This is a genomic window from Geodermatophilus sp. SYSU D01119 (genome assembly GCF_054049975.1).
Genome location: NZ_JBJGYL010000003.1, coordinates 157,604 through 178,681, shown reverse-complemented (window position 1 = coordinate 178,681; position 21,078 = coordinate 157,604). Strand labels below are relative to the sequence as shown.

The 21,078-nt window shown below is 77.5% G+C and carries 21 protein-coding genes; 10 read left to right on the top strand and 11 right to left on the bottom strand.

The window, feature by feature from the left end; translation table 11 throughout:
* Positions 1 to 8: 8 nt before the first annotated feature.
* Entirely contained in the window at positions 9 to 2,276 is a 2,268-nt protein-coding gene (recD2, locus tag ACI79X_RS03565) for an SF1B family DNA helicase RecD2 (RefSeq protein ID WP_457024035.1), read from the bottom strand.
* 165 nt (positions 2,277 to 2,441) lie between these two features.
* On the opposite strand from recD2, the gene ACI79X_RS03560 reads away from it, so the two are divergent.
* Together ACI79X_RS03560 and ACI79X_RS03555 are read left to right on the top strand one after the other, a co-directional pair.
* Complete coding sequence (locus ACI79X_RS03560; protein WP_457024034.1) at positions 2,442 to 2,948, top strand: single-stranded DNA-binding protein; 507 nt, start codon at positions 2,442 to 2,444, stop codon at positions 2,946 to 2,948.
* A gap of 445 nt (positions 2,949 to 3,393) precedes the next feature.
* Positions 3,394 to 3,552: a hypothetical protein gene (locus ACI79X_RS03555; protein ID WP_457024033.1), complete on the top strand. Its 159-nt coding sequence runs from the start codon at positions 3,394 to 3,396 to the stop codon at positions 3,550 to 3,552.
* Between the two features lie 13 nt (positions 3,553 to 3,565).
* Here ACI79X_RS03555 and ACI79X_RS03550 read toward each other — a convergent pair whose 3' ends face one another.
* Positions 3,566 to 4,474 (bottom strand): NAD-dependent epimerase/dehydratase family protein, encoded by a 909-nt coding sequence (locus ACI79X_RS03550; RefSeq protein WP_457024032.1) that lies wholly within the window; start codon positions 4,472 to 4,474, stop codon positions 3,566 to 3,568.
* A 147-nt stretch (positions 4,475 to 4,621) separates the two neighbouring features.
* Here ACI79X_RS03550 and ACI79X_RS03545 point away from each other — a divergent pair, with 147 nt between their 5' ends.
* The 3 genes from ACI79X_RS03545 to ACI79X_RS03535 are packed head-to-tail and all read left to right on the top strand — an operon-like array spanning position 4,622 to position 9,239.
* A complete protein-coding gene (locus ACI79X_RS03545) occupies positions 4,622 to 5,647 on the top strand; it encodes a 3-oxoacyl-ACP synthase III (protein ID WP_457024031.1) in 1,026 nt (341 codons plus the stop codon).
* Positions 5,644 to 8,268, top strand: coding sequence for an alpha/beta fold hydrolase (locus tag ACI79X_RS03540; protein WP_457024030.1), 2,625 nt, complete (start codon positions 5,644 to 5,646; stop codon positions 8,266 to 8,268). Before ACI79X_RS03545 ends, ACI79X_RS03540 begins: the two co-directional genes overlap by 4 nt.
* Entirely contained in the window at positions 8,265 to 9,239 is a 975-nt protein-coding gene (locus tag ACI79X_RS03535) for an NAD-dependent epimerase/dehydratase family protein (RefSeq protein ID WP_457024029.1), read from the top strand. The genes ACI79X_RS03540 and ACI79X_RS03535 overlap by 4 nt, the downstream gene beginning before the upstream one ends.
* Before the next feature lie 14 nt (positions 9,240 to 9,253).
* Here ACI79X_RS03535 and ACI79X_RS03530 read toward each other — a convergent pair whose 3' ends face one another.
* Complete coding sequence (locus tag ACI79X_RS03530; RefSeq protein ID WP_457024028.1) at positions 9,254 to 10,000, bottom strand: alpha/beta fold hydrolase; 747 nt, start codon at positions 9,998 to 10,000, stop codon at positions 9,254 to 9,256.
* 165 nt (positions 10,001 to 10,165) lie between these two features.
* Between ACI79X_RS03530 and ACI79X_RS03525 the strand changes: the two genes are divergently transcribed.
* A complete protein-coding gene (locus ACI79X_RS03525) occupies positions 10,166 to 10,816 on the top strand; it encodes a GntR family transcriptional regulator (RefSeq protein ID WP_457024027.1) in 651 nt (216 codons plus the stop codon).
* Positions 10,817 to 10,833: 17 nt separating this feature from the next.
* Here the strand turns inward: ACI79X_RS03525 and ACI79X_RS03520 are convergent, their stop codons facing one another.
* Entirely contained in the window at positions 10,834 to 11,187 is a 354-nt protein-coding gene (locus ACI79X_RS03520) for a nuclear transport factor 2 family protein (protein ID WP_457024026.1), read from the bottom strand.
* 63 nt (positions 11,188 to 11,250) lie between these two features.
* Here ACI79X_RS03520 and ACI79X_RS03515 point away from each other — a divergent pair, with 63 nt between their 5' ends.
* Positions 11,251 to 12,063: a MerR family transcriptional regulator gene (locus ACI79X_RS03515; RefSeq protein WP_457024025.1), complete on the top strand. Its 813-nt coding sequence runs from the start codon at positions 11,251 to 11,253 to the stop codon at positions 12,061 to 12,063.
* Positions 12,064 to 12,069: 6 nt separating this feature from the next.
* On the opposite strand, the gene ACI79X_RS03510 is transcribed toward ACI79X_RS03515, so the two are convergent.
* From ACI79X_RS03510 to ACI79X_RS03500, 3 genes are all read right to left on the bottom strand, one after another.
* Positions 12,070 to 13,263 (bottom strand): serine hydrolase domain-containing protein, encoded by a 1,194-nt coding sequence (locus tag ACI79X_RS03510; RefSeq protein WP_457024024.1) that lies wholly within the window; start codon positions 13,261 to 13,263, stop codon positions 12,070 to 12,072.
* A 113-nt stretch (positions 13,264 to 13,376) separates the two neighbouring features.
* Entirely contained in the window at positions 13,377 to 14,144 is a 768-nt protein-coding gene (locus tag ACI79X_RS03505; protein WP_457024023.1) for a CPBP family intramembrane glutamic endopeptidase, read from the bottom strand.
* The gene (locus ACI79X_RS03500; protein ID WP_457024022.1) at positions 14,141 to 15,082 is read right to left on the bottom strand and encodes an NAD(P)H-binding protein; all 942 of its coding nucleotides are present in this window, start codon (positions 15,080 to 15,082) and stop codon (positions 14,141 to 14,143) included. Before ACI79X_RS03500 ends, ACI79X_RS03505 begins: the two co-directional genes overlap by 4 nt.
* A 58-nt stretch (positions 15,083 to 15,140) precedes the next feature.
* Between ACI79X_RS03500 and ACI79X_RS03495 the strand changes: the two genes are divergently transcribed.
* Positions 15,141 to 15,461, top strand: coding sequence for a hypothetical protein (locus ACI79X_RS03495; RefSeq protein ID WP_457024021.1), 321 nt, complete (start codon positions 15,141 to 15,143; stop codon positions 15,459 to 15,461).
* Positions 15,462 to 15,519: 58 nt separating this feature from the next.
* Positions 15,520 to 16,014 carry a WYL domain-containing protein gene (locus ACI79X_RS03490; RefSeq protein ID WP_457024020.1) on the top strand — a complete coding sequence of 165 codons (495 nt, stop codon included), beginning with the start codon at positions 15,520 to 15,522 and terminating at the stop codon, positions 16,012 to 16,014.
* Here the strand turns inward: ACI79X_RS03490 and ACI79X_RS03485 are convergent.
* Positions 15,999 to 16,964 (bottom strand): helix-turn-helix transcriptional regulator, encoded by a 966-nt coding sequence (locus ACI79X_RS03485; RefSeq protein ID WP_457024019.1) that lies wholly within the window; start codon positions 16,962 to 16,964, stop codon positions 15,999 to 16,001. The genes ACI79X_RS03490 and ACI79X_RS03485 overlap by 16 nt on opposite strands.
* A 106-nt stretch (positions 16,965 to 17,070) precedes the next feature.
* Between ACI79X_RS03485 and ACI79X_RS03480 the strand changes: the two genes are divergently transcribed.
* A complete protein-coding gene (locus ACI79X_RS03480; RefSeq protein ID WP_457024018.1) occupies positions 17,071 to 17,472 on the top strand; it encodes a RidA family protein in 402 nt (133 codons plus the stop codon).
* Between the two features lies 1 nt (position 17,473).
* On the opposite strand, the gene ACI79X_RS03475 is transcribed toward ACI79X_RS03480, so the two are convergent.
* The 3 genes from ACI79X_RS03475 to ACI79X_RS03465 are packed head-to-tail and all read right to left on the bottom strand — an operon-like array spanning position 17,474 to position 20,947.
* A complete protein-coding gene (locus ACI79X_RS03475; RefSeq protein ID WP_457024017.1) occupies positions 17,474 to 18,502 on the bottom strand; it encodes a MerR family DNA-binding transcriptional regulator in 1,029 nt (342 codons plus the stop codon).
* Positions 18,503 to 18,512: 10 nt separating this feature from the next.
* Positions 18,513 to 19,211: a HEAT repeat domain-containing protein gene (locus ACI79X_RS03470; protein WP_457024016.1), complete on the bottom strand. Its 699-nt coding sequence runs from the start codon at positions 19,209 to 19,211 to the stop codon at positions 18,513 to 18,515.
* A 47-nt stretch (positions 19,212 to 19,258) separates the two neighbouring features.
* Positions 19,259 to 20,947 (bottom strand): CocE/NonD family hydrolase, encoded by a 1,689-nt coding sequence (locus tag ACI79X_RS03465; protein ID WP_457024015.1) that lies wholly within the window; start codon positions 20,945 to 20,947, stop codon positions 19,259 to 19,261.
* Positions 20,948 to 21,078 lie beyond the last annotated feature (131 nt).

The following is a 21,078-nucleotide window of genomic DNA, read 5'->3' as shown; positions in this document are numbered from 1 at the left end:
AGCGCAGGTCAGGCGGCCGGTTCGGCGTGTCGGTGTTCGCCGTCGGCGTAACCGTCCCGCTGGGCCGGCCGGCCGCGGAGCCGGGCGGCGAGGCCCGTGTGCCGCCGTCCGGACCCCGTGGTGCGCACGGCCTGGCCCAGCGCCCGCGGGGATCCGACGAGGACGACGAGCCGCTCGGCGCGGGTGACCGCGGTGTAGAGCAGGTTCCGCTGCAGCATCGACCAGGCCCCGGTGGTCAGCGGGACGACGACGCAGGGGTACTCGCTGCCCTGGGAGCGGTGCACGGTGACGGCGTAGGCGTGCACGAGCTCGTCGAGCTCGCCGAAGTCGTAGGCGATGGTCTCGTCCTCCTCGGTGACCACGGTGAGCACCTGCCCGGCCGGGTCGACGGCGGTGACGACGCCCTGGGTGCCGTTGAAGACGCCGGCGCGGCCCTTGTCGTAGTCGTTGCGGACCTGGCTGACCCTGTCCCCGACGCGGAACACCCGGCCGCCGTACCGCTTCTCCGCGCGATCGGGACGGGCCGGCGTGAGCGCCTCCTGCAGCAGCTCGTTGAGCGCGGCGGCGCCGGCCGGCCCGCGGTGCACGGGCGTGAGCACCTGGACGTCGCGGCGGGGGTCGAGCCCGAACCGGGCGGGGATCCGGCGGGCGACGACGTCGACGGTGAGCCGCGCGGTCTCCTCGGCGTCCTCGGTGGCGAAGAGGAAGAAGTCGTCGAGGCCCTGCAGCTGCGGCGGCGTGCCGGCGTTGATCCGGTGGGCGTTGCTCACGACGCCCGACGCGCCGGCCTGGCGGAAGACCTGGGTCAGGCGCACGGAGGGCACCGGGGAGCCCTCGGCGAGCAGGTCGCGCAGCACCTCGCCCGGGCCGACCGACGGCAGCTGGTCGGCGTCACCCACCAGCAGCAGGTGCGCGCCCGGCGGCACCGCGCGCACCAGCTTGTTGGCCAGCAGCAGGTCCAGCATCGACGCCTCGTCGACGACGACCAGGTCGGCGTCCAGCGGCCGCTCGCGGTCGAAGGCGGCGTCGCCGCCGGGCCGCAGCTGCAGGAGGCGGTGCACGGTGACCGCCTGGGCGCCGGTCAGCTCGGTGAGCCGCTTGGCCGCCCGGCCGGTGGGTGCGGCCAGGACGACGCGGGCGCCCTGCGACGCGGCCAGCGCGACGATCGAGCGGACGGTGGAGCTCTTGCCGCACCCCGGGCCGCCGGTGAGGACGGCGACCTTCTCGGTCAGCGCCAGGCGGACGGCCTCGCGCTGGCCGGGCGCGAGCGCCATCCCGGTGTGCCGCTGCAGCCAGGACATCGCGTCGTCCCAGTCGGCGTCGGCGAAGGCCGGGAGCCGGTCGGTGTCGGCATCCGCGAGCCTCCGTACGCCCGCGGCGAGCGAGACCTCCGCGCGGTGCAGGGGCACGAGGTGGTAGCCCACCGTGCGCGGCCCGCCGTCCGCGGCGGGGTACTCCTCCCGCACCACGTTGCCGTCGGCGACCAGCAGCGTGAGGCAGATGGTGACCAGCCGGGCGGGGACCTCCAGCAGCTCGACGGCCCGGGCCACGAGGTCGGCCTCGGGCAGGAAGCAGTGGCCCTGCCCGGTGGCCTCGGACAGGACGTGCAGCAGGCCGGCCTCGACCCGTTCGGTGCTGTCGTGCGGGATGCCGACGGCGGCGGCGATGGCGTCGGCCGTCCGGAACCCGATGCCCCGGACCTCGGCGGCCAGGCGGTACGGCTCGGAGCGGACGACGCCGGTCGAGGCGTCGCCGTACTCGCGGTGGACGCGCACCGCCAGCGAGGTCGAGACGCCCAGCTCCTGCAGGAGGACCACCACCTCCTGGACCGCCCGCTGCTCCTCCCAGGCGGCGGTGACCAGAGCGGCCCGCTGCCGCCCGAGGCCCGGCACCTCGGTCAGCCGCCCCGGCTCCTCGTCGACGACCCGCAGCGTGTCGGCGCCGAAGTGGTCGACGATCCGCTCGGCCAGGCGCGGGCCGATCCCCCGCACCAGGCCCGAGCCGAGGTAGCGGCGGATGCCCTGCACCGTCGCCGGGAGCACGGTCGTGTGGTCCTCGACGTGGAACTGCCGGCCGTGCTGCGGGTGCGCGCCCCAGCGCCCGCGCAGCCGCAGCGTCTCCCCCGGCTGGGCGCCGACCAGCGGTCCGACGACCGTGACCAGGTCGCCGCCCCGGCCGGTGTCCACGCGGGCCACCGTGTAGCCGGTCTGCGGGTTGGCGTAGGTGATCCGCTCCAGCGTGGCCTCCAGGACCTGCCCCGCCCGGGTCTCCCCCACCTGCCGTCCCCCCGCTCGCCCGTCGTCGGTCCTCCGACGACCGAGCGTCCCAGCCGCCGGGGACAGTCCGCCGTTCCCGGCCGCGGACCCGGGAACTGTCGGCGGGTCTCCCTAGCCTCCGGGTGCTCACCTGAGCGATGCACCGACAACACGGAGGACCGGATCATGGCCGGCGACACTGTCATCACCGTCATCGGCAACCTGACCAGCGAGCCCGAGCTGCGCTGGACGCCCTCGGGCGCTGCGGTTGCCACCTTCACCATCGCGTCCACGCCGCGCACGCTGGACCGCCAGACCCAGGAGTGGAAGGACGGCGAGTCGCTGTTCCTGCGCTGCAGCGTCTGGCGGGAGGCGGCGGAGAACGTCGCGGAGTCGCTGACGCGGGGCTCGCGGGTGGTGGCGCAGGGCCGCCTCAAGCAGCGTTCCTTCGAGACGAAGGAGGGCGAGAAGCGCACCGTCGTCGAGCTGGACGTCGACGAGATCGGGGCGTCGCTGCGCTACGCGACCGCGACGGTCGCGAAGGTCTCCCGCGCGGGGAACGGGTCCGGCGGCTCCGGCTCCGCGAACGGCTCCGGGAGCCGGAGCGGTCCCGCCGGCGCGGGGCGGGACGCCGCGCCCGACCCGTGGGCGGCGGCCGCCGTCGGCGGCCGTGACGAGGAGCCGCCCTTCTGACGGCGGTCCGGTCCGGGGCACCACGGCGCGCGGCGCCCCGGACCGGCACGGCGCGGACACGGTCCCCGCGGCGGCCGGACGGCCCTCGTCCGCCGGTCCCGCCGGCGGGACGCTCGCCGCACGGACCGGACCGGTGACCAGGACGCCGGCGGTGGTGCCCCGGCCGGTGGGTCGCTGCGCCGGCTCCAGCGCCGCCGCGCCGAGCGGACCTCCGAGCGGCTGCGGCGCAGCGTCGCGCACCTCCGGCGCCGGCTGGGCCGGGACGCCGAGGCGGTGGCCGGCACGGGGAGCGGCGTCGCGGCCACGCACCTGACCCTGGCCGAGCGGGCGCTGCAGGAGGGGCGCCTGGAGGACGCGCTCGGGCTGCTGAGCGAGGCCGACGCCGCCGACCGGCTCGCGGCCGAGCGGGACCGGGTCGCGGCGCGGCGGGACCGCGGGTCCGCGCGTGCCGACCGGGAGCGGGACCGCCGGGACCGGACGGACCACGGCCGTCGCGGGCCCGGCCGCCGACGTGCCCCACCTGGCGCGGGACCTGCTGCTCGCCCGCTTCCGGGCCGCGGTCGCCGCGGCCCACCTGTCCGCCGCGCGGGTCCTGCAGGTGTGAGGCCGGCGGCGGGTCAGGCGCGCGGGGCCAGGCCCGCCCGGAGCTCCTCGAGCGCCTGCGCCAGGCCCACCCGCGGCGTCCAGCCCCACCGGCGCGCGCGGTCGGTGAGCAGCCGGCCGGTCCACACGGGCTCGTCGGTCCACTCCGGCTCGACGCCCAGCGCGCCGGTGACCGTGCCGAGGTAGTCCCGCAACGTCGCCGGCTCGCCGGCCACGTTGACCGGGGTCGCGCGGCCGGGGACGGGACCCCGCTCCGGGTCGTCGGCGGTCGCGAACGCGCCGGTGGCGACGTCGGCCACGAAGGCCGCCAGGTCGTCGACGTGCACCCAGGCCCAGGTCTGCGCGGGGTTGGCCGCGCGGTCGCCGTCCCGGATCGCGCGGGGACGCAGCGTGTTCCAGACCGAGGTCTCCCCGGCGCCCAGGACCGCCGGCGGGCGGACCAGCACGGTCGTGAGCCCGCCGACCTCGGCCAGCGCGGCGTCGGCGGCGTTCTTGGTGTCGGGGTAGGCGCCGCTGCCCTCGGGCAGGAGGGCGCCGTCCTCGGCGATGTCCCCGACGCCGGGCGAGCGGTCGTAGACCCCGGCCGTGGACAGGTGCACGAACCGGGCGACGCCGGCGTCGCGCGCGGCGCGGGCGAGGGCCGGGGTCTCCTCGACGGCCACCCGGAGCTGGGCCTCGCGCGGCGAGCCCATCGGGTGGACCGTGGTCACCACCGCGTCGGCGCCGGCGGTGACCTCGCGGGCGAGGGGCTCCTCGCCGAACCCGCCGACGTGCTCGGTGACCCCGTCGAGCGCGGGCGCGCTGCCGGCCCGGCGGACGACGGCGCGCACCCGCGCCGCGCGCTCGGCGAGCGCCCGGCAGACCGCGGCGCCCACCAGCCCGTTGGCACCGGTCACCACGACGACGGGAGGAGATGCGGCCATGCCCCCACCCTGCCAGCGCCTCCCCGGCCGCGCCCCGGGAGGTGCCGCCCGTCACGCATGGGTAGGGCGACGCGGGTCCGGGGTAGGGCGACCGGAACCGGGCGGCCAGTGGAGCGTCGGCCCGACTCACGGCTGGGTACGGCGCACATGACGGGCAACACCACACACCGCTTCGCCAACACGTCCGTGCTGGCCGTCGAGACGGCGGACGCGTCCCAGGTCGTCACCTCCGACGAGATCGACGAGCGGCTGCGCGAGACCTACCAGCGGGTGGGCCTGCGCACCGGCCTGCTCGAGCGGCTCGCCGGCATCCGCGAGCGCCGCTGGTGGGCCGAGGGGACGACGTTCGTCAACGGCGCCGCCACCGCCGGGGCCAAGGCGATCAGCGAGAGCGGGGTCGACCCCGCGCGCATCGGCGTCATGATCAACACCTCGGTCAGCCGCCGCTACCTGGAGCCCTCGACCGCGGTGGCGGTGCACCACGAGCTCGGCCTGCCGCGGTCCTGCCAGAACTTCGACGTGACCAACGCCTGCCTGGGCTTCGTCAACGGCATGGAGCTGGCCGCCGCGATGATCGACTCGGGGATGGTCGACCACGCCCTGGTCGTCAACGGGGAGGACTCCCGGATCGTCCAGGAGCGGACGATCGACCAGCTCAACCGGCCCGAGACGGGATCGAAGGACGTGCTCGCGCAGTTCGCCACGCTGACCCTGGGGTCCGGCGCCGTCGCGATGGTGCTGGGCCGCACCGACCTGCACCCGGAGGGCCACCGCCTCGTCGGGTCGGTGAGCCGCTCGGGCTCCGAGCACCACGAGCTGTGCGTCGGCGACAACGACATGATGCGCACCGACCTCAAGGGCCTCCTGGACGCGGGCCTCGCCCTGTCGGAGGACATGTGGGCCGACGCCGCCGAGGAGTTCGACTGGGCCGGCGGCATGGACCGCTACATCGTCCACCAGGTGTCCAAGGTCCACACCAAGGCGATGTGCGACCGCTTCTCGATCGACCCCGCCCTGGTGCCGACGACCTTCCCGACCCGCGGCAACCTGGGGCCGGCGTCGGTCCCGTTCACCCTCGCCGGCCAGCAGGACACCCTCGCCGACGGCGACCGGGTCCTGCTCATGGGCATCGGCTCCGGCCTGAACGTCTCGTGCCTCGAGATCGCCTGGTGACCGCGCTCGACGAGGCCCCGGGCACCGCCGACCACACGGCGACCGGCACGGCGACCGGCGCGGCGGCCGGGCCGGCGTTCCCCGGCCTGGACCCGGCGTGGTCGCGCACCCTCATCGTCACCGACTCCACCGGCGCGCAGCACGAGTGGCACGTCCTCGACAACGGCGTCGCCGACCCCGTCGGCACGCTGCTGTGCGTCCACGGCAACCCCACGTGGTCCTACCTGTGGCGCCGGCTGGTCGCCGCCGCGCCGCCGGGCTGGCGGGTGATCGCCCCCGACCAGCTCGGCATGGGCTGGTCGCAGCGGCTGGACGCGCCGCGCACGCTGGAGCAGCGGGTCGCCGACCTCGGCGACCTGACCGCGGCGCTGGGCGTCACCGGCCCGGTCGTGACCGTGGGCCACGACTGGGGCGGCGTCATCTCCCTGGGCTGGGCGCTGCGGCACCGGGCGGACCTGCGCGGGGTCGTGCTGTGCAACACCGCCGTCGCCATGCCCGAGGGCGACTGGGGCCCGGTGCTCATCCGCGCCGCCGACGCCCCCGGCGTCCGCACGGCCGTCACCGTGGGCACCCCGGTCTTCGTGCGGGCGACGACGGCGCTCTCGCGCCCGCCGCTGCCCCGCGCGGTGCGCGACGCCTTCGCCGCCCCCTATGCCACGGCGGCGCGCCGCCGCTCGGTCGGCGACTTCGTCGCCGACATCCCCTTCTCCCCCGGCCACCCCTCGCGGCCGGCGCAGGAGGCGATCGCGGAGGGCATCCGCACGCTCGACGTCCCGGCGCTGCTGCTGTGGGGGCCCCGGGACCCGGTGTTCGGGGAGCGGTACCTCGCCGACCTGCGCGAGCGGCTGCCGCAGGCCTCGCTGCACCGCTACGAGGGCGCCTCGCACCTGCTCCCCGAGGACGCCCCGCAGTACGCCGACGCCGTCGCGGAGTGGGTGACCGAGCTGCCCGGCTCCGGCGCCACCCCGCCGGAGCCCGCGCCGGATCTCGCCGACGACGACCCGCCGCCGCTGTGGGCGTCGCTCACCGAGCGCGCCGGCGACGACTCCCCCGCCGTGGTGGAGGTCGGCGGGACGACGGTGAGCTGGGCGCAGCTGCACCGGCGGGTCGAGCGCCTGGCCGCGGGCCTCGCGGCGTCCGGCGTGCGGCCGGGCCAGCGGGTCGGCCTGCTCGTCGAGCCCTCCGCCGACCTCACGGCCGCCGTCTACGCCGTCTGGCGAGCGGGCGCGGTCATCGTCGTCGCCGACAAGGGCCTGGGCCTGCGCGGCATGCGGCGCGCACTGCGCAGCGCCGCCGTCGACCACGTCGTCTGCAGCACCGCCGGGCTCGCCGCCGCGCGCCTCATGGGGCTGCCCGCCTCCCGCATCGCCACGGGGTCGGTGCCGGCGCTCCCCCGGCGGGCACTGGGCGCCGTCCGCACGCTCGCCGAGGTCGAGGACGCCGGCCGCGACGCCCCTGCGCCGCGGGTCCCGCCCGGCGACGCCGACTGCGCGGTCCTGTTCACCTCCGGCGCCACCGGCCCGGCGAAGGGGGTCGTCTACACCCGGCGCCAGGCCGCCGCCCAGCTCGCGCTGGTGCGCGCCACCTACCGGCTCACCCCCGGGGACCGGCTGGTCGCCGCGTTCGCTCCCTTCGCGCTGCTCGGCCCGGCGCTGGGCATCGGCACGGCCGTCCCCGACATCGACATCACCGCCCCCGGCTCGCTCACGGCGCGGGACCTGGCGGAGGCGGTCTCCGCCGTCGGTGCCACGGTGGTGTTCGCCTCCCCCGCCGCGCTGCGCCGGGTGGTGGCCACCGCGTCCGGCCTGGCCGACGGACAGCGAGCCGCGCTCGGCGGCGTCCGGCTGCTCATGTCGGCCGGCGCCCCCGTGCCCGCCGCGCTGCTCGAGTCGCTGCGCGAGGTCCTGCCGTCGGCGGAGGCCCACACGCCCTACGGCATGACCGAGGCGCTCCCGGTCACCGACGTCTCGGCCGCCGAGGTGGCCGCCGCCGGCGAGGGCGAGGGCGTCTGCGTGGGACGGCCGCTGCCCGGGGTGGACGTGCGGGTCGCCCCGCTGCGCGCGGACGGCACCGCCGACGGCGACCTGACCGGCGCCCCCGGCGTGACCGGCGAGGTGTGCGTGCGCGCCGCCCACGTCCGGGACCGCTACGACGCCCTCTGGGCCACCGACCGCGCGGCCTCCCGCCCGCCCGGCTGGCACCGGACCGGCGACGTCGGGCACCTCGACGCCGAGGGGCGGCTGTGGATCGAGGGCCGGCTGCCGCACGTGGTCACCACCGCGGCCGGGCCGGTCACGCCGGTCGGCATCGAGCAGCGGGCCGAGCGGCTGCCCGGCGTGGCGGCCGCCGCGGCCGTCGGCGTCGGGCCGGCCGGCGGGCAGGTCGTCGTCGTGGTCGTCGTCCCGGAGGCGGCCGCCGGGCGCCGGTCGCGGCGCCTGCGGGTGGCGGGGCCGGACCTGGCCGACGCCGTCCGGGCCGCGGCCGGCGTCGACGTGGCCGCGGTGCTCACCGCTCCCCGGCTCCCCGTCGACATCCGCCACCAGTCCAAGGTCGACCGCCGGCAGGTGGCCGCCCGTGCGGCCCGGTTCCTCGCGGGGCGGGCGGGCGGGCGCCGGTCGTGAGGGTCCTGGTCACCGGGGCCAGCGGCATGCTCGGGCGCGCGACGGCGGAGGCCCTGCTCGCCCGCGGGGACGACGTCACCGTGCTGCAGCGCCGGCCGTCGGGCCTGCCCTGCGCCGAGGTGCTGGGCGACGTCGCCGACCCGGACGCCGTCGCGCGGGCCGCCCGCGGGCAGGACGCCGTGGTGCACCTGGCGGCCAAGGTCGACGTCACCGGCCCCCGGGCCGAGTACGAGCGGGCCAACGTCGCGGGCACCCGCGCGGTCGTCGGCGCCTGCCGCGCGGCGGGCGTCGGCCGGCTGGTGCACGTCTCGTCGCCGTCGGTCGCCCACGCCGGGGCGGCGCTGGCCGGGGTCGGCGCCGAGCCGGCCGACCCGGTGCACGCCCGCGGGCACTACTCGCGGACCAAGGCCGTCGCCGAGCTCGACGCGCTGTCCGCCGACTCCGCGTCCCTCGCGGTGCTCGCCGTCCGCCCGCACCTCGTGTGGGGCCCGGGCGACACCCAGCTCGTCGGGCGGATCGTCGCGCGCGCCCGCGCGGGGCGGCTGCCCACCATCGGCTCCGGCGCGGCCCTGGTCGACACCACCTACGTCGACAACGCCGCGGCCGCGCTCGTCGCCGCGGTGGACGCGTGCGGGCCCGTGCACGGCGAGGCGCTGGTCGTGTCCAACGGCGAGCCGCGCCCCGTCGGCGAGGTCATCGACCGGCTGTGCCGGGCGGCCGGCACGCCCGGCCCGCGGCGGCGGGTCCCCTTCCGGGCGGCGTGGCTCGCCGGGGCCGTCGTCGAGGGGGCGTGGGCGGTCACCGGCCGCCGCTCGACCCCGCCGGTGACCCGCTTCCTCGCCGAGCAGCTCGCCACCGCGCACTGGTTCGACCAGCGCCGCACCCGCGAGGCCCTGGGCTGGGCCCCGCGGGTGCGCCTGGAGGAGGGCTTCGCCCGCCTGGCCGCCTGGTACGCCGCCGGGGCGGCCTGACCGGTGTGCCGCCGTCAGCCGGCGGTGGCGCGCACGGCCTCCTCGATCAGCTCGGCGACGGCGTCGGGCTGGGACACGGTCACGGCGTGCGACGCGTCGACCTCGACGACGTGCGACCCGGCCCGCTCGGCCATGAACCGCTGGGCCTCGGCCGGCACCGCGAGGTCCTGGCGCGTGACGAGGGTCCACGACGGGATGGTCCGCCAGGCCGCCCGCGTCGCCTTGTCGGCCAGCGCGTCGCCGATGATCGGCCGCTGCGTGACGGCCATCAGCTCGGCGACGTCGGCCGGCACGTCCGCGGCGAAGACCGGCCCGAAGCGCTCCTGCTCGATGTAGAGGTCGTCGACGGGCTGCCCGTCGGGCCCGGGGACGGGCACCGGGCGCAGCGCCGACCCGAGCTCGTTGCCCGGGAAGCGGCCGGCCAGCTCGCCGGTGCTCTCGCCCTCCTCCAGCAGGAAGCTGGCGACGTACACCAGCGCCCGCACCCGCGGGTGCCCCTCGGCCGCCTCGCTCATGACACTGCCGCCGTAGGAGTGGCCGGCGAGGACCACCGGACCGTCCACACCGTCGAGGACGGCCCGCAGGAGCTCGGCGTCGCCGGACAGCGAGCGCAGCGGGTTGGCCACCGCCAGCACCGGGTGGCCGTCGCGGCGGAGCCGGGCGACGACGCCGTTCCAGCTCGACGAGTCGGCGAAGGCACCGTGCACCAGCACCACCGTGGGGGTGGCGTCGGTGCGGGTCTGCTGCGTGCTCTCGGTCATCGGTTCTCCCTCTCGATCACGCGGGCGACCTCTGTCACCCGTCCGTCGTCCACCGACCAACGCCCCCGATATGCGATATATTGCATGATGCGATGCGGGCCGGGAAGCCCCCGTCGTCCAGAGTCCCGCACCACCCGGTGCCCGTGCCGCTGACGAGGTCCGCCCGTGCCGATCCCCCCGACGTCCCCCGGCGTCGACCGCAGCCTGCTGCGCGACGACGTCTACCGCCGCCTCCGCGACGCCATCGTCGACGGCACGTTCGCCCCCGGCGAGCAGCTGCGGGACCTCGAGCTCGCGGCCTGGCTCGGCGTCAGCCGGACGCCGGTGCGCGAGGCGCTGCTGCGCCTCGCGCACGCGGGCCTGGTCTCCGCGCAGCCGGGACGGTCCACCGTGGTCAGCACGCTCGACGCCCGGGACGTGCGTGACGCCCGCGACGTCGTCGCCGCGATGCACGAGGTCGCCGTCCGGGAGGCCGTGCCGGTCCTCACCGAGGCCGACCTGGCGGCCATGCGCGACGCCAACCGCAGGTTCGCCGACGCCGTCGCGGCCGGCGACGTCGAGGCCGCCCTCCGGATCGACGACGAGCTCCACGACGTGCCGGTGCGCGTCTGCGGCAACCGCGCGCTCGCGACGGTCCTCGAGCAGTTCACGCCCACCGTCCGCCGCGCGGAGCGGCTGCGCTTCGGCTCACTGCGCGGGCGGACGTCGGTCACCCGGCACGACGAGCTGATCCGGCTGTGCGCCACCGGTGACGCCGAGGGCGCCGCCGGCGTCGCCTACGACACCTGGCACAGCCTGCCGAGCGAGGGGCCGTGACCCCCGGCGACCGGGCGTCAGGGGGCGATGACGAGCTCGGCGACCAGGTCGCCGGCCATCCTGAAGCGGTACTGGAGCTCGGCGACGCCGCCGGGGAAGTCGCCCTCCAGCCGCTGGACGGCGATCCACCGTGTCGCGTCGACGCGCCGGGCGCCGACCAGCTCGGTCGTGTACGAGAAGGCGGTGCCGGCCTCGGTCAGCCACCGGCGGACCTCCTCGGTGCCGCGGTGGGTGCGGCCCTCGTCGGTGACGACGGCGTCGGGGGTGAAGGCCCGGACGGCGGTCCCGACGTCGCGGGCGGTGTGCGCGGCGAGGTAGCCGCGGACGGGGGCGGGGAGCTCGGCGGGGTCGATGACGGTCGGTGCGCTCATGCCGCCACGGTGCGGCGTCCCCGCCCGGGAGGGTCCAGCGCTGGACCCTCCCCCGGGGGGAGGGTGCAGAGTGCGCCCGTGCTGGCGATCGGCGAGTTCTCCCGGCTGAGCCACCTGAGCGTGCGCACGCTGCGCCGCTACCACGACGCCGGCCTGCTCGAGCCCGCGACCGTCGACCCGGCCAGCGGCTACCGGTACTACAGCGCCGACCAGATCCCGACCGCCCAGGTCATCCACCGGCTGCGCGAGCTCGACGTCCCGCTGCCCGACGTCGCGCGCATCGTGCACTCCCCCGACCCGGCCGCCCGCGCCGAGCTGGTGGCCGACCACCTGCGGCGACTGGAGGACCAGCTGGCCGCCACGCGGCAGGCGGTGGCGTCGCTGCGCCGGCTGCTGCACCCGGCCCCGCCGCCGCTGCAGGTCCGGCTGCGGGCGGTGCCGGCGACGCCGGTGGCCGCGGTGGCGGGCGTCGTGGACCTCGACGGCGTGCTCGCCTGGTACGCCGGCGCCATGGCGGAGCTCGACGCGGTCGTCGCCGAGCCGGACGGGCCACCGGGCGGGCTCTACGACAACGCGCTGTTCGAGACCGGCCGCGGGCACGTGCTCGTGTACCGGCGGACGGCCGAGCCCGTGTCCGGTGGGCGGGTGCACCCGGTGACGCTGCCGGCCGTGGAGCTGGCGGTCACCACCCACGCCGGCCCGCACGACGACATCGACGTCACCTACGGCGAGCTGGGCGCGTGGGTGGTCGCCAACGGGCTCGCCGTGGCCGGGCCGGTGCGGGAGAGCTACCCGGTGGGCCCGCGGGACACCGACGACCCGGCGGCGTGGCGCACCGAGATCGGCTGGCCGGTCTTCCCGATGGCCGCGCGCTGAGGCGTCTCAGGCGGCCGGCGCCCGCCCCGTCCCGAGCGCGGCGTAGAGCGCCCGTTCGAAGTCGACGTAGACCGCCATCGCCTCCTCCGGGATGAACGGGAGGAACTGGGTGTAGATGGCGCCGGTGACCCCGCCGGCCCGGTCGATCCAGAAGTGCGTGTTGAAGACCCCGGCCCAGGCGCCGCTGCCGACGGCGCGCATCCCCGGCTGCTGCTCGCTGGTGAGGAGCAGGCCGTGGCCCCACTTCTGCCCTGTCGGGCCGTTCCAGGAGGAGCTCACCGAGGGGTCGGCCGTCGCGATGGTGCCGGGGAACTCGAGGTCGCCGATCTGGTTGGTGAAGGCCTCGTCGACGGTCTCCGGCCGGAGGAGGCGCACCCCGTCGAGCTCGCCGCCGCGGAGCAGCATGCGCTGGAAGCGCAGGTAGTCGCGGGGCGTCGAGTAGAGCCCGTGCCCGCCGGCCCACCACTCCGGTTCCGCGGCCCAGTCCAGGTCGGTCGCGACCCAGTGCCCCTCCTCGTCCTTGACGTGCACGGGCACCAGGTCCGCCCGTTGCTCCGCGGTGGGACTGAAGGTCGTGTGCGTCATGCCGAGCGGCTGGAGGACGTTCTCCTCGACGTACTTGTCGAGCGTGCGGCCGCTGACCGCCTCGACCACGAGCCCCAGCCAGTCGGTGTTGGTGCCGTACTCGAACCTCGTGCCGGGATCGGCGACCAGCGGCGCGCGCAGGCAGCTCCGACTGCCGCTCAGCACGTTGGGCGCACCGGTGGCGGATTCCCAGCGGACCATCTCGGCGTTCCAGAACCAGTACGTGAGCCCGCTGGTGTGGGTGACCAGGTGGTGGACGGTGGCGCGGGTCGCCGGCGGCCGGGTGCGCGGGACGTCGCCGTCCCAGCCCTCGAGGACCTCGAGTTCGGCCCAGGCGGGGACGAGCGTGTCGACCGGCGCCTGCAGGTCGAGCTCCCCGCGCTCGGCCAGTTGCAGGGCGGCGACGGTCGCCACCATCTTCGTCATGGACGCGATCCGGAAGAGCGTGCCGCCGTCGAGGGGCTGGTCCGTGCCGGCCGTCCGGTTGCCGGCGGCCCCCTCGTACAGCGGTCCCTCGCTGTCCGCGGCCGTCGCCACCACGTTGGGTACCGCGCCGCTGTCGACCGCCCGCCGCAGGACCTCGTCGATGCCGCTGGTGTCCACCTGCGTCGTCATGACCCCTCCCCGAGATGTGGTCCGGGTCACACGATGGAGGCATGGCCGGTCACCGGTCAACGGACCGGGACACCGGAGCGCGCACTGTCACGGCCGCCGGTCGCACCCGCCGGTCACGCGGCCGGCGCCGTGTGCTCCTCCTGCTCGAGGCGGTCGGCGAACAGCGGCGGCAGGAAGCGCAGCATCAGGCTCGACCACACCACGTGGGTGAGCACCGGCGCCTGGATGCCGCCGGTCATCTTGCGCTGGATGCCGAACATCAGCCCCATCGGCAGGCTGGCCAGCACGAGGGCGGGGTTCCGCGTGGAGACGGTGGCCAGGGCGTAGACCGCCGTCGACACCAGCACCGGCCGCTTCGTCCCCGCCGCCGCGTACAGCGCGCCGCGGAAGAACACCTCCTCGGCCACCCCGTTGGCCAGCGTCGTGGTGGCCACCAGCGGCGCCGACCCCTGGTCGGCGTAGCGCAGCACCGAGCCGATCGCCCGTTCCAGCACCGGGATCCGCCGGGCCACCAGCGCCGCCGCGTAGAAGGCGCCGAAGGCCCCGACGCCCGAGACGACGGGCGTGAGCAGCGGCCGCTGCAGCCGGTCGCCGGGCCCGAACATCCGCCCCAGGTGCAGCGGGCCCGAGGCCAGGCCCCCGGCCACCCAGGTGCCGGCGACGCCGAGGGTCAGCGCGTAGAACCGCGGCGAGCCCGGCGGCGTCGACAGCGACACCCCGAGCAGCGACGCCCCCGCCACCGCGACGACGCCGGTGACCCGCCGGCGGCGCCGGAACGCCGCGTCGGACTCCCAGTGGTCGCGCGGCACGCTGCGCAGCATCGGCCCGGCGATCCGGAGGACCCGGGCCCCCAGCGCGCGGGCGGCCCGCCCCCGGGTCACCGCCGCGCTCCCCGGGCGAGCCACCCGCCGCGCCGCTCGGCGGCCTCTCGACGGCGTTCGCGCGCCCGTTCCAGCAGGGCGGTGAGCACCATCTGGTCGTAGTCCATCGGCTCGAGGGGGACCACCCGGCGGATGGCGTCGTCGGTGACGACGACCTCGTTGGTCATCGAGTCGATCAGCGAGCGGCCGGTGGTGAGGTCCACGTCGGTGACCAGCGACAGCCAGCGCGAGGACAGCCGCGGACTGAGCAGCGGCACGGGGACGACGAACAGGTGCCGGCTCTGGATGTCGGCGACCCGGGTGAGCATCTGCAGGTAGCTGAGCACCTCGGGGCCGCCCACCTCGAACACCCGCCCCTCGGCCTCGGGCGCCTCGAGGACGCCGACGAGATAGCGGACGACGTCGGCGACGGCGATCGGCTGGGTCCGCGTGGTCACCCAGCGCGGGGTGACCATCGCCGGCAGGTGCGCCACGAGCTGGCGGGTCATCTCCCACGACACCCCGCCGTGGCCGACGACGATCCCGGCGCGCAGCACCGTCACCGGCACCCCGGTCTCCCCCAGCAGCCGCTCCACCTCGCGACGGCTGCGCAGGTGCCGCGACAGCCGGTCGCCGTCGCGCCCCAGTCCGCCGAGGTACACGATCCGCCGGACGCCGGTCGCGGCGGCGGCGCGGGCGAAGGCCCGCGCGGCGTCGGCGTCCTTGCGCTCGAAGTCCTCGTCGCCGAGGGAGTGCACGAGGTAGTAGGCGGCCTCGCAGCCCTCGAGCGCCTCGCGCAGCGACGCCTCGTCCCCCACGTCACCGGCCACGGGCGTGCCGGCCCCCTCGTAGCTCTCGGGGCGGCGGGTCATCCCGCGGACCTCGTGGCCCGCCTCCTCCAGCGCGGTGGCCAGCCGGCCGCCCACGAACCCCGACGCACCGGTGACCAGGACCCTCACGCCCCCAGCCTCGCCCGGACGGGCGTCGGGCGCGACCCGGTCGGGCACCATCGGTCCCGTGGACGGCGCACCTCCGGCGGACGACGCGGACCTGCTGCGGACGGCGGCCGGCCGGCTGGACGCGCTCGCCGCCCGGACCACGCCCGGTGACTGGCGGACCACCGGCCTGCTCGCGAGCCGGCCCGAGGTGGTGGCGCACTCCCCGGGCGGGGGCACCGAGCACGTGGCCGAGGCGCGGGCCGGCACCGGCGCCTGGATCGCGGCCCTGTCCCCCGCCCTGGCCGCGCCGCTCGCGGCCTGGCTGCGCGCGGCGGCGCGGCAACCGGTCGACCCGGCGGCCGAGGCCTTCGCCCGGGCGCTGCTCGCCCGGCTGCCCTGAGCACCCCCGGACGCCGGCGGCTCAGCGCAGGGGTCGGAAGGACGCACGGACGTCGTCGGTGAACAGCACCAGGGCCTACGGCCGGCGCTGGTACCTCGTCGCCTGGGATCCCGACCGGCGGGACTGGCGCAGCTTCCTCGCCGACCGGATGACGACGCGCTCGCCCAACGGCGCGCGCTTCGTCCCGCGCGAGCCGCCGGAGGGTGACGTCGTCGCCTGGCTGTCGCGGCATCCGTCCGCGCGGACATGGCCCGTCCGGGCGACGGTGCGCCTGCACGAGCCCGCCGAGGCGGTGGCGGACCGGGTCCGGCCCGGCATGGGCGTGCTCGAGGCCGTCGACGCGACCAGCTGTCACCTCGGCGCCGGCGCCGACGACCCGGCCCCCCTGCTGTGGATGGTCACCTCGGTCGACGCCGACTTCACCGTCCTCGAGGGGCCGCCCGAGCTCTCCGCCGCCCTGCAGCGCCAGGCCCGCCGGTGCGCGGAGGCGGTCGCCGGCTCCGGTCCCGCGGCACCGGAGGCGGCGGACTCCGGGCGTCAGGACGGCGCGTAGCGGGCCGCGATCGCGGCGGCGCGGTCGTGCAGGGCCGCGCGAAGCCAGTCCGGGGCCAGGGCCTCCGCGGCCGCCCCCAGCCGCCACAGCGCCCACTCCGCGTGCCGCCGGTCCTGGAAGGTGACCTCCAGCAGCGGCCGGCCGTCCGCGGGGTCGCCGTCGTCCCCGTCCGCCCGGACGGCGAGCGCGGTGGCCACCAGGTCCTCCTGCCGCGCGGGGTCCACCCGCACCCGGACGGCGACCTGCTCGCCGCCGGCGCGGAAGCGGGCGACCCGCTCCCGCCAGAGCCGGTCGAGGTCGACGTCGGCGGGCCGCTGCGCGGGCTCGGGCAGCTCCTGGGCGCCGAGCACCCGCGCCAGGCGGTAGGTGCGGTCCTCGCCGCCGCGGGTGGCCAGCAGGTAGCCGCGGCCGCGCACGGTCACCAGGCCGATCGGGTCGACCGTGCGCCAGGCGGGGTCGCCCGCCGGCGGCGCGTAGTGCAGCCGCACCCGGCGGCCGGCCAGGACCGCGCGGCGCACCGCGGCGACCGCGGGGCCGGGCACCTCGTCGGCGTCCGGCCGCTGCGCGACCAGGTCCACCTCCGGGTCGACCAGCAGCCGCCGCGCCGCGTCGCCGGCGGTGGCGCGGTGTCCCTCGGGCAGCGCGTCGACCACCTTGCGCAGCGCCGACGCCCGCGCCGGCCCGAGACCGAGTCCCCGCCCGCCGACCAGCAGGCCGAGCGCCTCGTCGTGGGTGAGCCCCGGCAGCTCGGTGCGGAAGCCGGGCAGCAGCGCGAACCCGCCGTGCCGCCCGCGCTCGGCGTAGACCGGCACGCCCGCCGTCGACAGCGCCTCGACGTCGCGCAGCACGGTGCGCGGAGAGACCTCCAGCTCGCGGGCGAGCTCCGCCGCCGTCAGCCGGCCGCGCTGGCGCAGCAGCAGCACCAGGGAGACCAGCCGGTCGGCGCGCACGCGCGACATCCTGCCGGGAATCACGACAGGAGGTGTCGTGATGCGCCGCCAGGCTCCCCGGCACGGGGCGGACGAGGGTCCGCCCGACCGGACGGAGGGAGCAGCGATGGCGGTGCAGAGGTCGGCGGTCGACCCGTGGACGTGGTCGGCGGCGCTGGGGTTCGCGCAGGGCGTGGTGGTCGCCGGGCACGCCCGGACCCTGTGGTGCAGCGGACAGGCGGCGACCGACGGCGAGGGGAAGCCGCAGCACCCGGACGACGTGGCGGCGCAGCTGTCGCTCGCCCTGGACAACCTCGAGGCCGTCCTCGGCGGGGCCGGCATGGGGCTGACCGACGTCGTGCGGCTCGAGGTCTACACGACCGACGTCGACCGGCTCCTCGAGCACTACGGGGTCCTGGCGGGGCGGCTCGGCGCCGCCGGGGTCGCGCCGGCCACGACGCTGCTGGGAGTGGACCGGCTGGCGATGCCGGAGCTGCTGGTGGAGCTGCAGGCCACGGCCGTCGCGTGACTCAGCCGCCCTCGTCGCCGCGGTCCCCGGCGGGCCGCTCCGGCATCCCGGCCAGGGCCGAGGCGACGAGGGCGACGTCCGGCTCGGGGTCCGCGGCCAGGCGCCGCAGCGCCTCCCGGGCGGCCGGCCCGGCCACCTCGACCAGCGCCTGCGCCAGCCGGATGCGCACCGCCGCGCCGGCGGCCGGCGCGTCGAGCGCGGCGACCAGGGCGGCGACCACCGCACCGGCGTCCGCGGGGTCCCGGGACAGCGCCCCCAGCACCTCCGCGGCGTCGACGTCGGCGGTGCCCGCGACCACCATCCCGACCAGCGCGGGCACGACGGCGGCCTCGCCCCGCCGCCCGAGGGCCAATGCCGCCTCCCCGCGCACCGCGGCGTCCGGATCGGCGAGCGCCGCGCGGAGCAGGTCGTCGGCGTCCGGCGACCCCGCCTGCGCGGTGACCGCCCGGACCGCGCGCCGGCGGACCGCGGGGTCGCCGGAGCGCAGGCCGCCGGCCAGCGTCGCCAGGCCGTCGCCGCCGGCCCGGGCCAGCGCCCACCGCAGCGCCCCCGCGACGTGCGGGTCGTCCTCGGCGAGCACCGCGCCGGCCAGCACCCCGGCGGGCACCGGCACGTCGTCGGCCAGGACCGCCCGCTGCCGGCGGGCGGCGCTGGGTGCGGCCAGCTCCTGCAGGAGCCCGACGACGCGCAGCACGTCCGGCCAGTCGGCCGGCGCGGATCCGTCGACGGCGCGCAGCCGCGCGAGCAGCTCGCGTTCCCGCGCGATGCGCTCCTCGGCCGCCCGGACCAGGTCGGCCACCAGGGCGGCGGGCGCGAACCCCGGGTCGGCGAGCGCCCGGCCGACCTGCTCGAGCGAGAGCCCGAGCGAGCGCAGCCCCTCGACGGCGAAGATCCGGCGGACGTCGTCGGCGGAGTACTCGCGGTACCCGCCGACGGTGCGCCCGCTCGGCGACACGAGGCCGAGGGCGTCGTAGTGCCGCAGCATCCGGGCGCTCACCCCGGACCGGCGGGCCACCTCCCCGATCAGCACGGCGAGCCGATCAGCACGCCGCGCCCTGCCCGGCGGCCGCGGCGGCCGCCCGCTCGGGACCCAGCGCCGCCATCCGCCGGGCGTCCGCGAGGGCCGGGTCGAACCCGGCCTGCGGGTCGCGCGCGAGCGCCTCGGTGGCGCGGGCGTGCGCGGCCGCCTCCGGGTCGGGCCCGGCCGCGGCGGCGGCGAGCGCGGGCGCCGCGGCGTCGCCGAGCGCGACCAGCGCCCGGCTCAGGCTCAGCCGCACGTCCCGGCCGCCCCGGCCGAGCTGGGACGCCAGCGCGGCGGCCAGCCCGGCCCGTCCGCCGTCGGGAGCGAGGGCGACCGCGGTGCGCCAGGCGGTGCGCGCCACGTCGTCATCGGGGTCGCGCAGCAGGTCGCCGGACACCCAGGGCCAGGCGCGGGCGTCGCCGACCTTGGACAGGGTGTGCAGCGCCTGCGCGCGGGCCCGCGGCTCCCGCGAGCCGAGCTCGCGGCGCAGGCGGGGCAGCGTCTCCTCCGCCGGCAGCCGGGTCAGCGCCCAGGTGAGCATGTCCCGCACGAAGGGGTCGGGCTCGGCCGCGCAGCGCCGCACGAGCGCTTCCAGCAGGCCGGGGCCGGGCGACGAGCCGGCGGTCAGCGCCGCGCGCAGCCGGACCGACGGGTCCGGGGCGCCGAGGGTCTCCGCCAGGCGGGCGGACGGGTCTGCGTCCTGGTCGGTCGTGGGCATCGGGACCACCTCCGGGGCCCAGCCGACACCTTGTCACGGTGTCAGGGTCAAGCCCGGGCGCGTCCGGCAGGACGAGGCGGCAGCACCGGGACCAGCAGGTGCGAGTCGAAGCGCCCGCCGGTGTGCACCACCTGCCGGCCGCGGTTCACCGTCTGCCGGTGCCGGGCGAAGGTGAGGTGCTCCGGGTAGCGCATCACGTCGCTGCCCTGGACGACGAGCAGCAGCCGCTCCCCCGCCTCGAAGCGGGTGCCCGAGGGCCACACCTCGATGTCGAGCCGGGCCGGCTCCCCCGGCGTGAGCGGCAGCGCCCGCCGGTGTGCCAGCGCCGGCATGTGGTCGGTGGACCGCTCGGGGTCCAGCTCGCGGTGCGAGGCCCGCAGCCAGCCGTTGGCGACCGGCCCGTCCTCGAACTGCCCGTAGTAGGCGAAGCCGACCTGCCGGCCCCGCGCGTCGAGCTTGAACAGCGCGACGAAGACGTCCATGTCGTCGGCCTCGTCGGCCGAGACCCACAGGGCCGCCTTCACGTGGCCGACCAGCTCGACCGCCTCCGGGAAGGTGATCCCGAAGGTCGCCCGGTGGGGCGCGAGCCCGCTGCCCAGCCCGTCGTACCCGACCTCCTCCTCGTCGCCGGGCGCCTCCCAGCCCAGCGAGGCGTCGCCCGCCCGCAGGAACAGCCGGCGGTACTCGACGTCCTCCAGCGGCCACTCGCGGGCGTCCCGCCAGGTGCCCCGGTGGTAGGCGTCGCGCACCTCGGCGCGCACCCGCGGCCAGGATTCGATCCCGGTGCCGGGCCTGCCGAGGAGGAAGTGGTCGAAGAACGCCCGCTGGCGCTCGACCATCTCCGGCTCGTAGTAGTAGGCCCACTTCTTGCGCCCGTGGACGTCGAGCCACTTCTGCTCGGAGGAGATCCGGCGGAAGCCCTCGAGCGTGCCGCGCGAGTGCAGCCCCTGGTCGGCCCAGCTCGCCACGACGTAGGCGGGCACCCGGACGTCCTCCAGCGGCGGGACCTTGGAGGCCCAGAACTCGTCGAAGAACGGGTGGGCGGCGGTCTCGGCCTCGAGGTCCTCGATCTCGGTGGTGCTGGCCCCCCACCGCTCCCAGATGTAGGGCCAGAACGACGTCTCCGGGATCCCGCCGTGCCGGGCGACCTCGCGGTAGGTGTCGTTCCACCCCTCCCACGGGTTGATGGCCGCCAGGTGCGGCGGGTCGAGCGCGGCGACCCGCCACTGGAGGCTGGCTAGGTAGGAGACGCCGGACAGCCCCACCCTGCCCGCGCTCCACGGCCGGGTCCCGGCCCACTCGACGAGGTCGGCGAAGGCGCGGGCCTCCTCCGGCGAGTGGTAGGTGGCCCGGCCCTCGGAGTACCAGGTGCCCGGGCAGTCGGCCAGCACGAGCGCGTAGCCGTGGGGCAGCCAGTACTCCGGGTCGGGCGCCTCGAACGTCGTGAGGTCCGAGGTCCACTCCGGCCGCACGCCGGCGGCCGGGTAGATCTGGCCGATCGGCGCCGGGTTGTGCTTGCCGTAGGGCGACCAGCTGACCAGCGGCGCCGCCGGCACGTCGGTGTCGGGCCGGTGGACGTCGACGTAGAGCACGTGGCCCTCGTCGCCGAAGGGGACGGCGACGTCCCGCTCGACCACCATCCCGGGGCGGCGTTCCACCCGGTGCCGGGGCGGGTGGCCGGCCCGCGACTCGGGCGTGCTGCGCGGTGGGCGGAACAGGTACCCGGACCCCGTCACGGGGCGCTTCCTTCGTCGGCCGGCCCCCGGTCCCGGGCGGACCGCCCGGGACCGGGACGCGCGCTGGGCTCGCGACGAGGCCTACACGCCGGTCCGCGGCCGGTCGACGCGAGAGGGTCGACGCAGCCGGT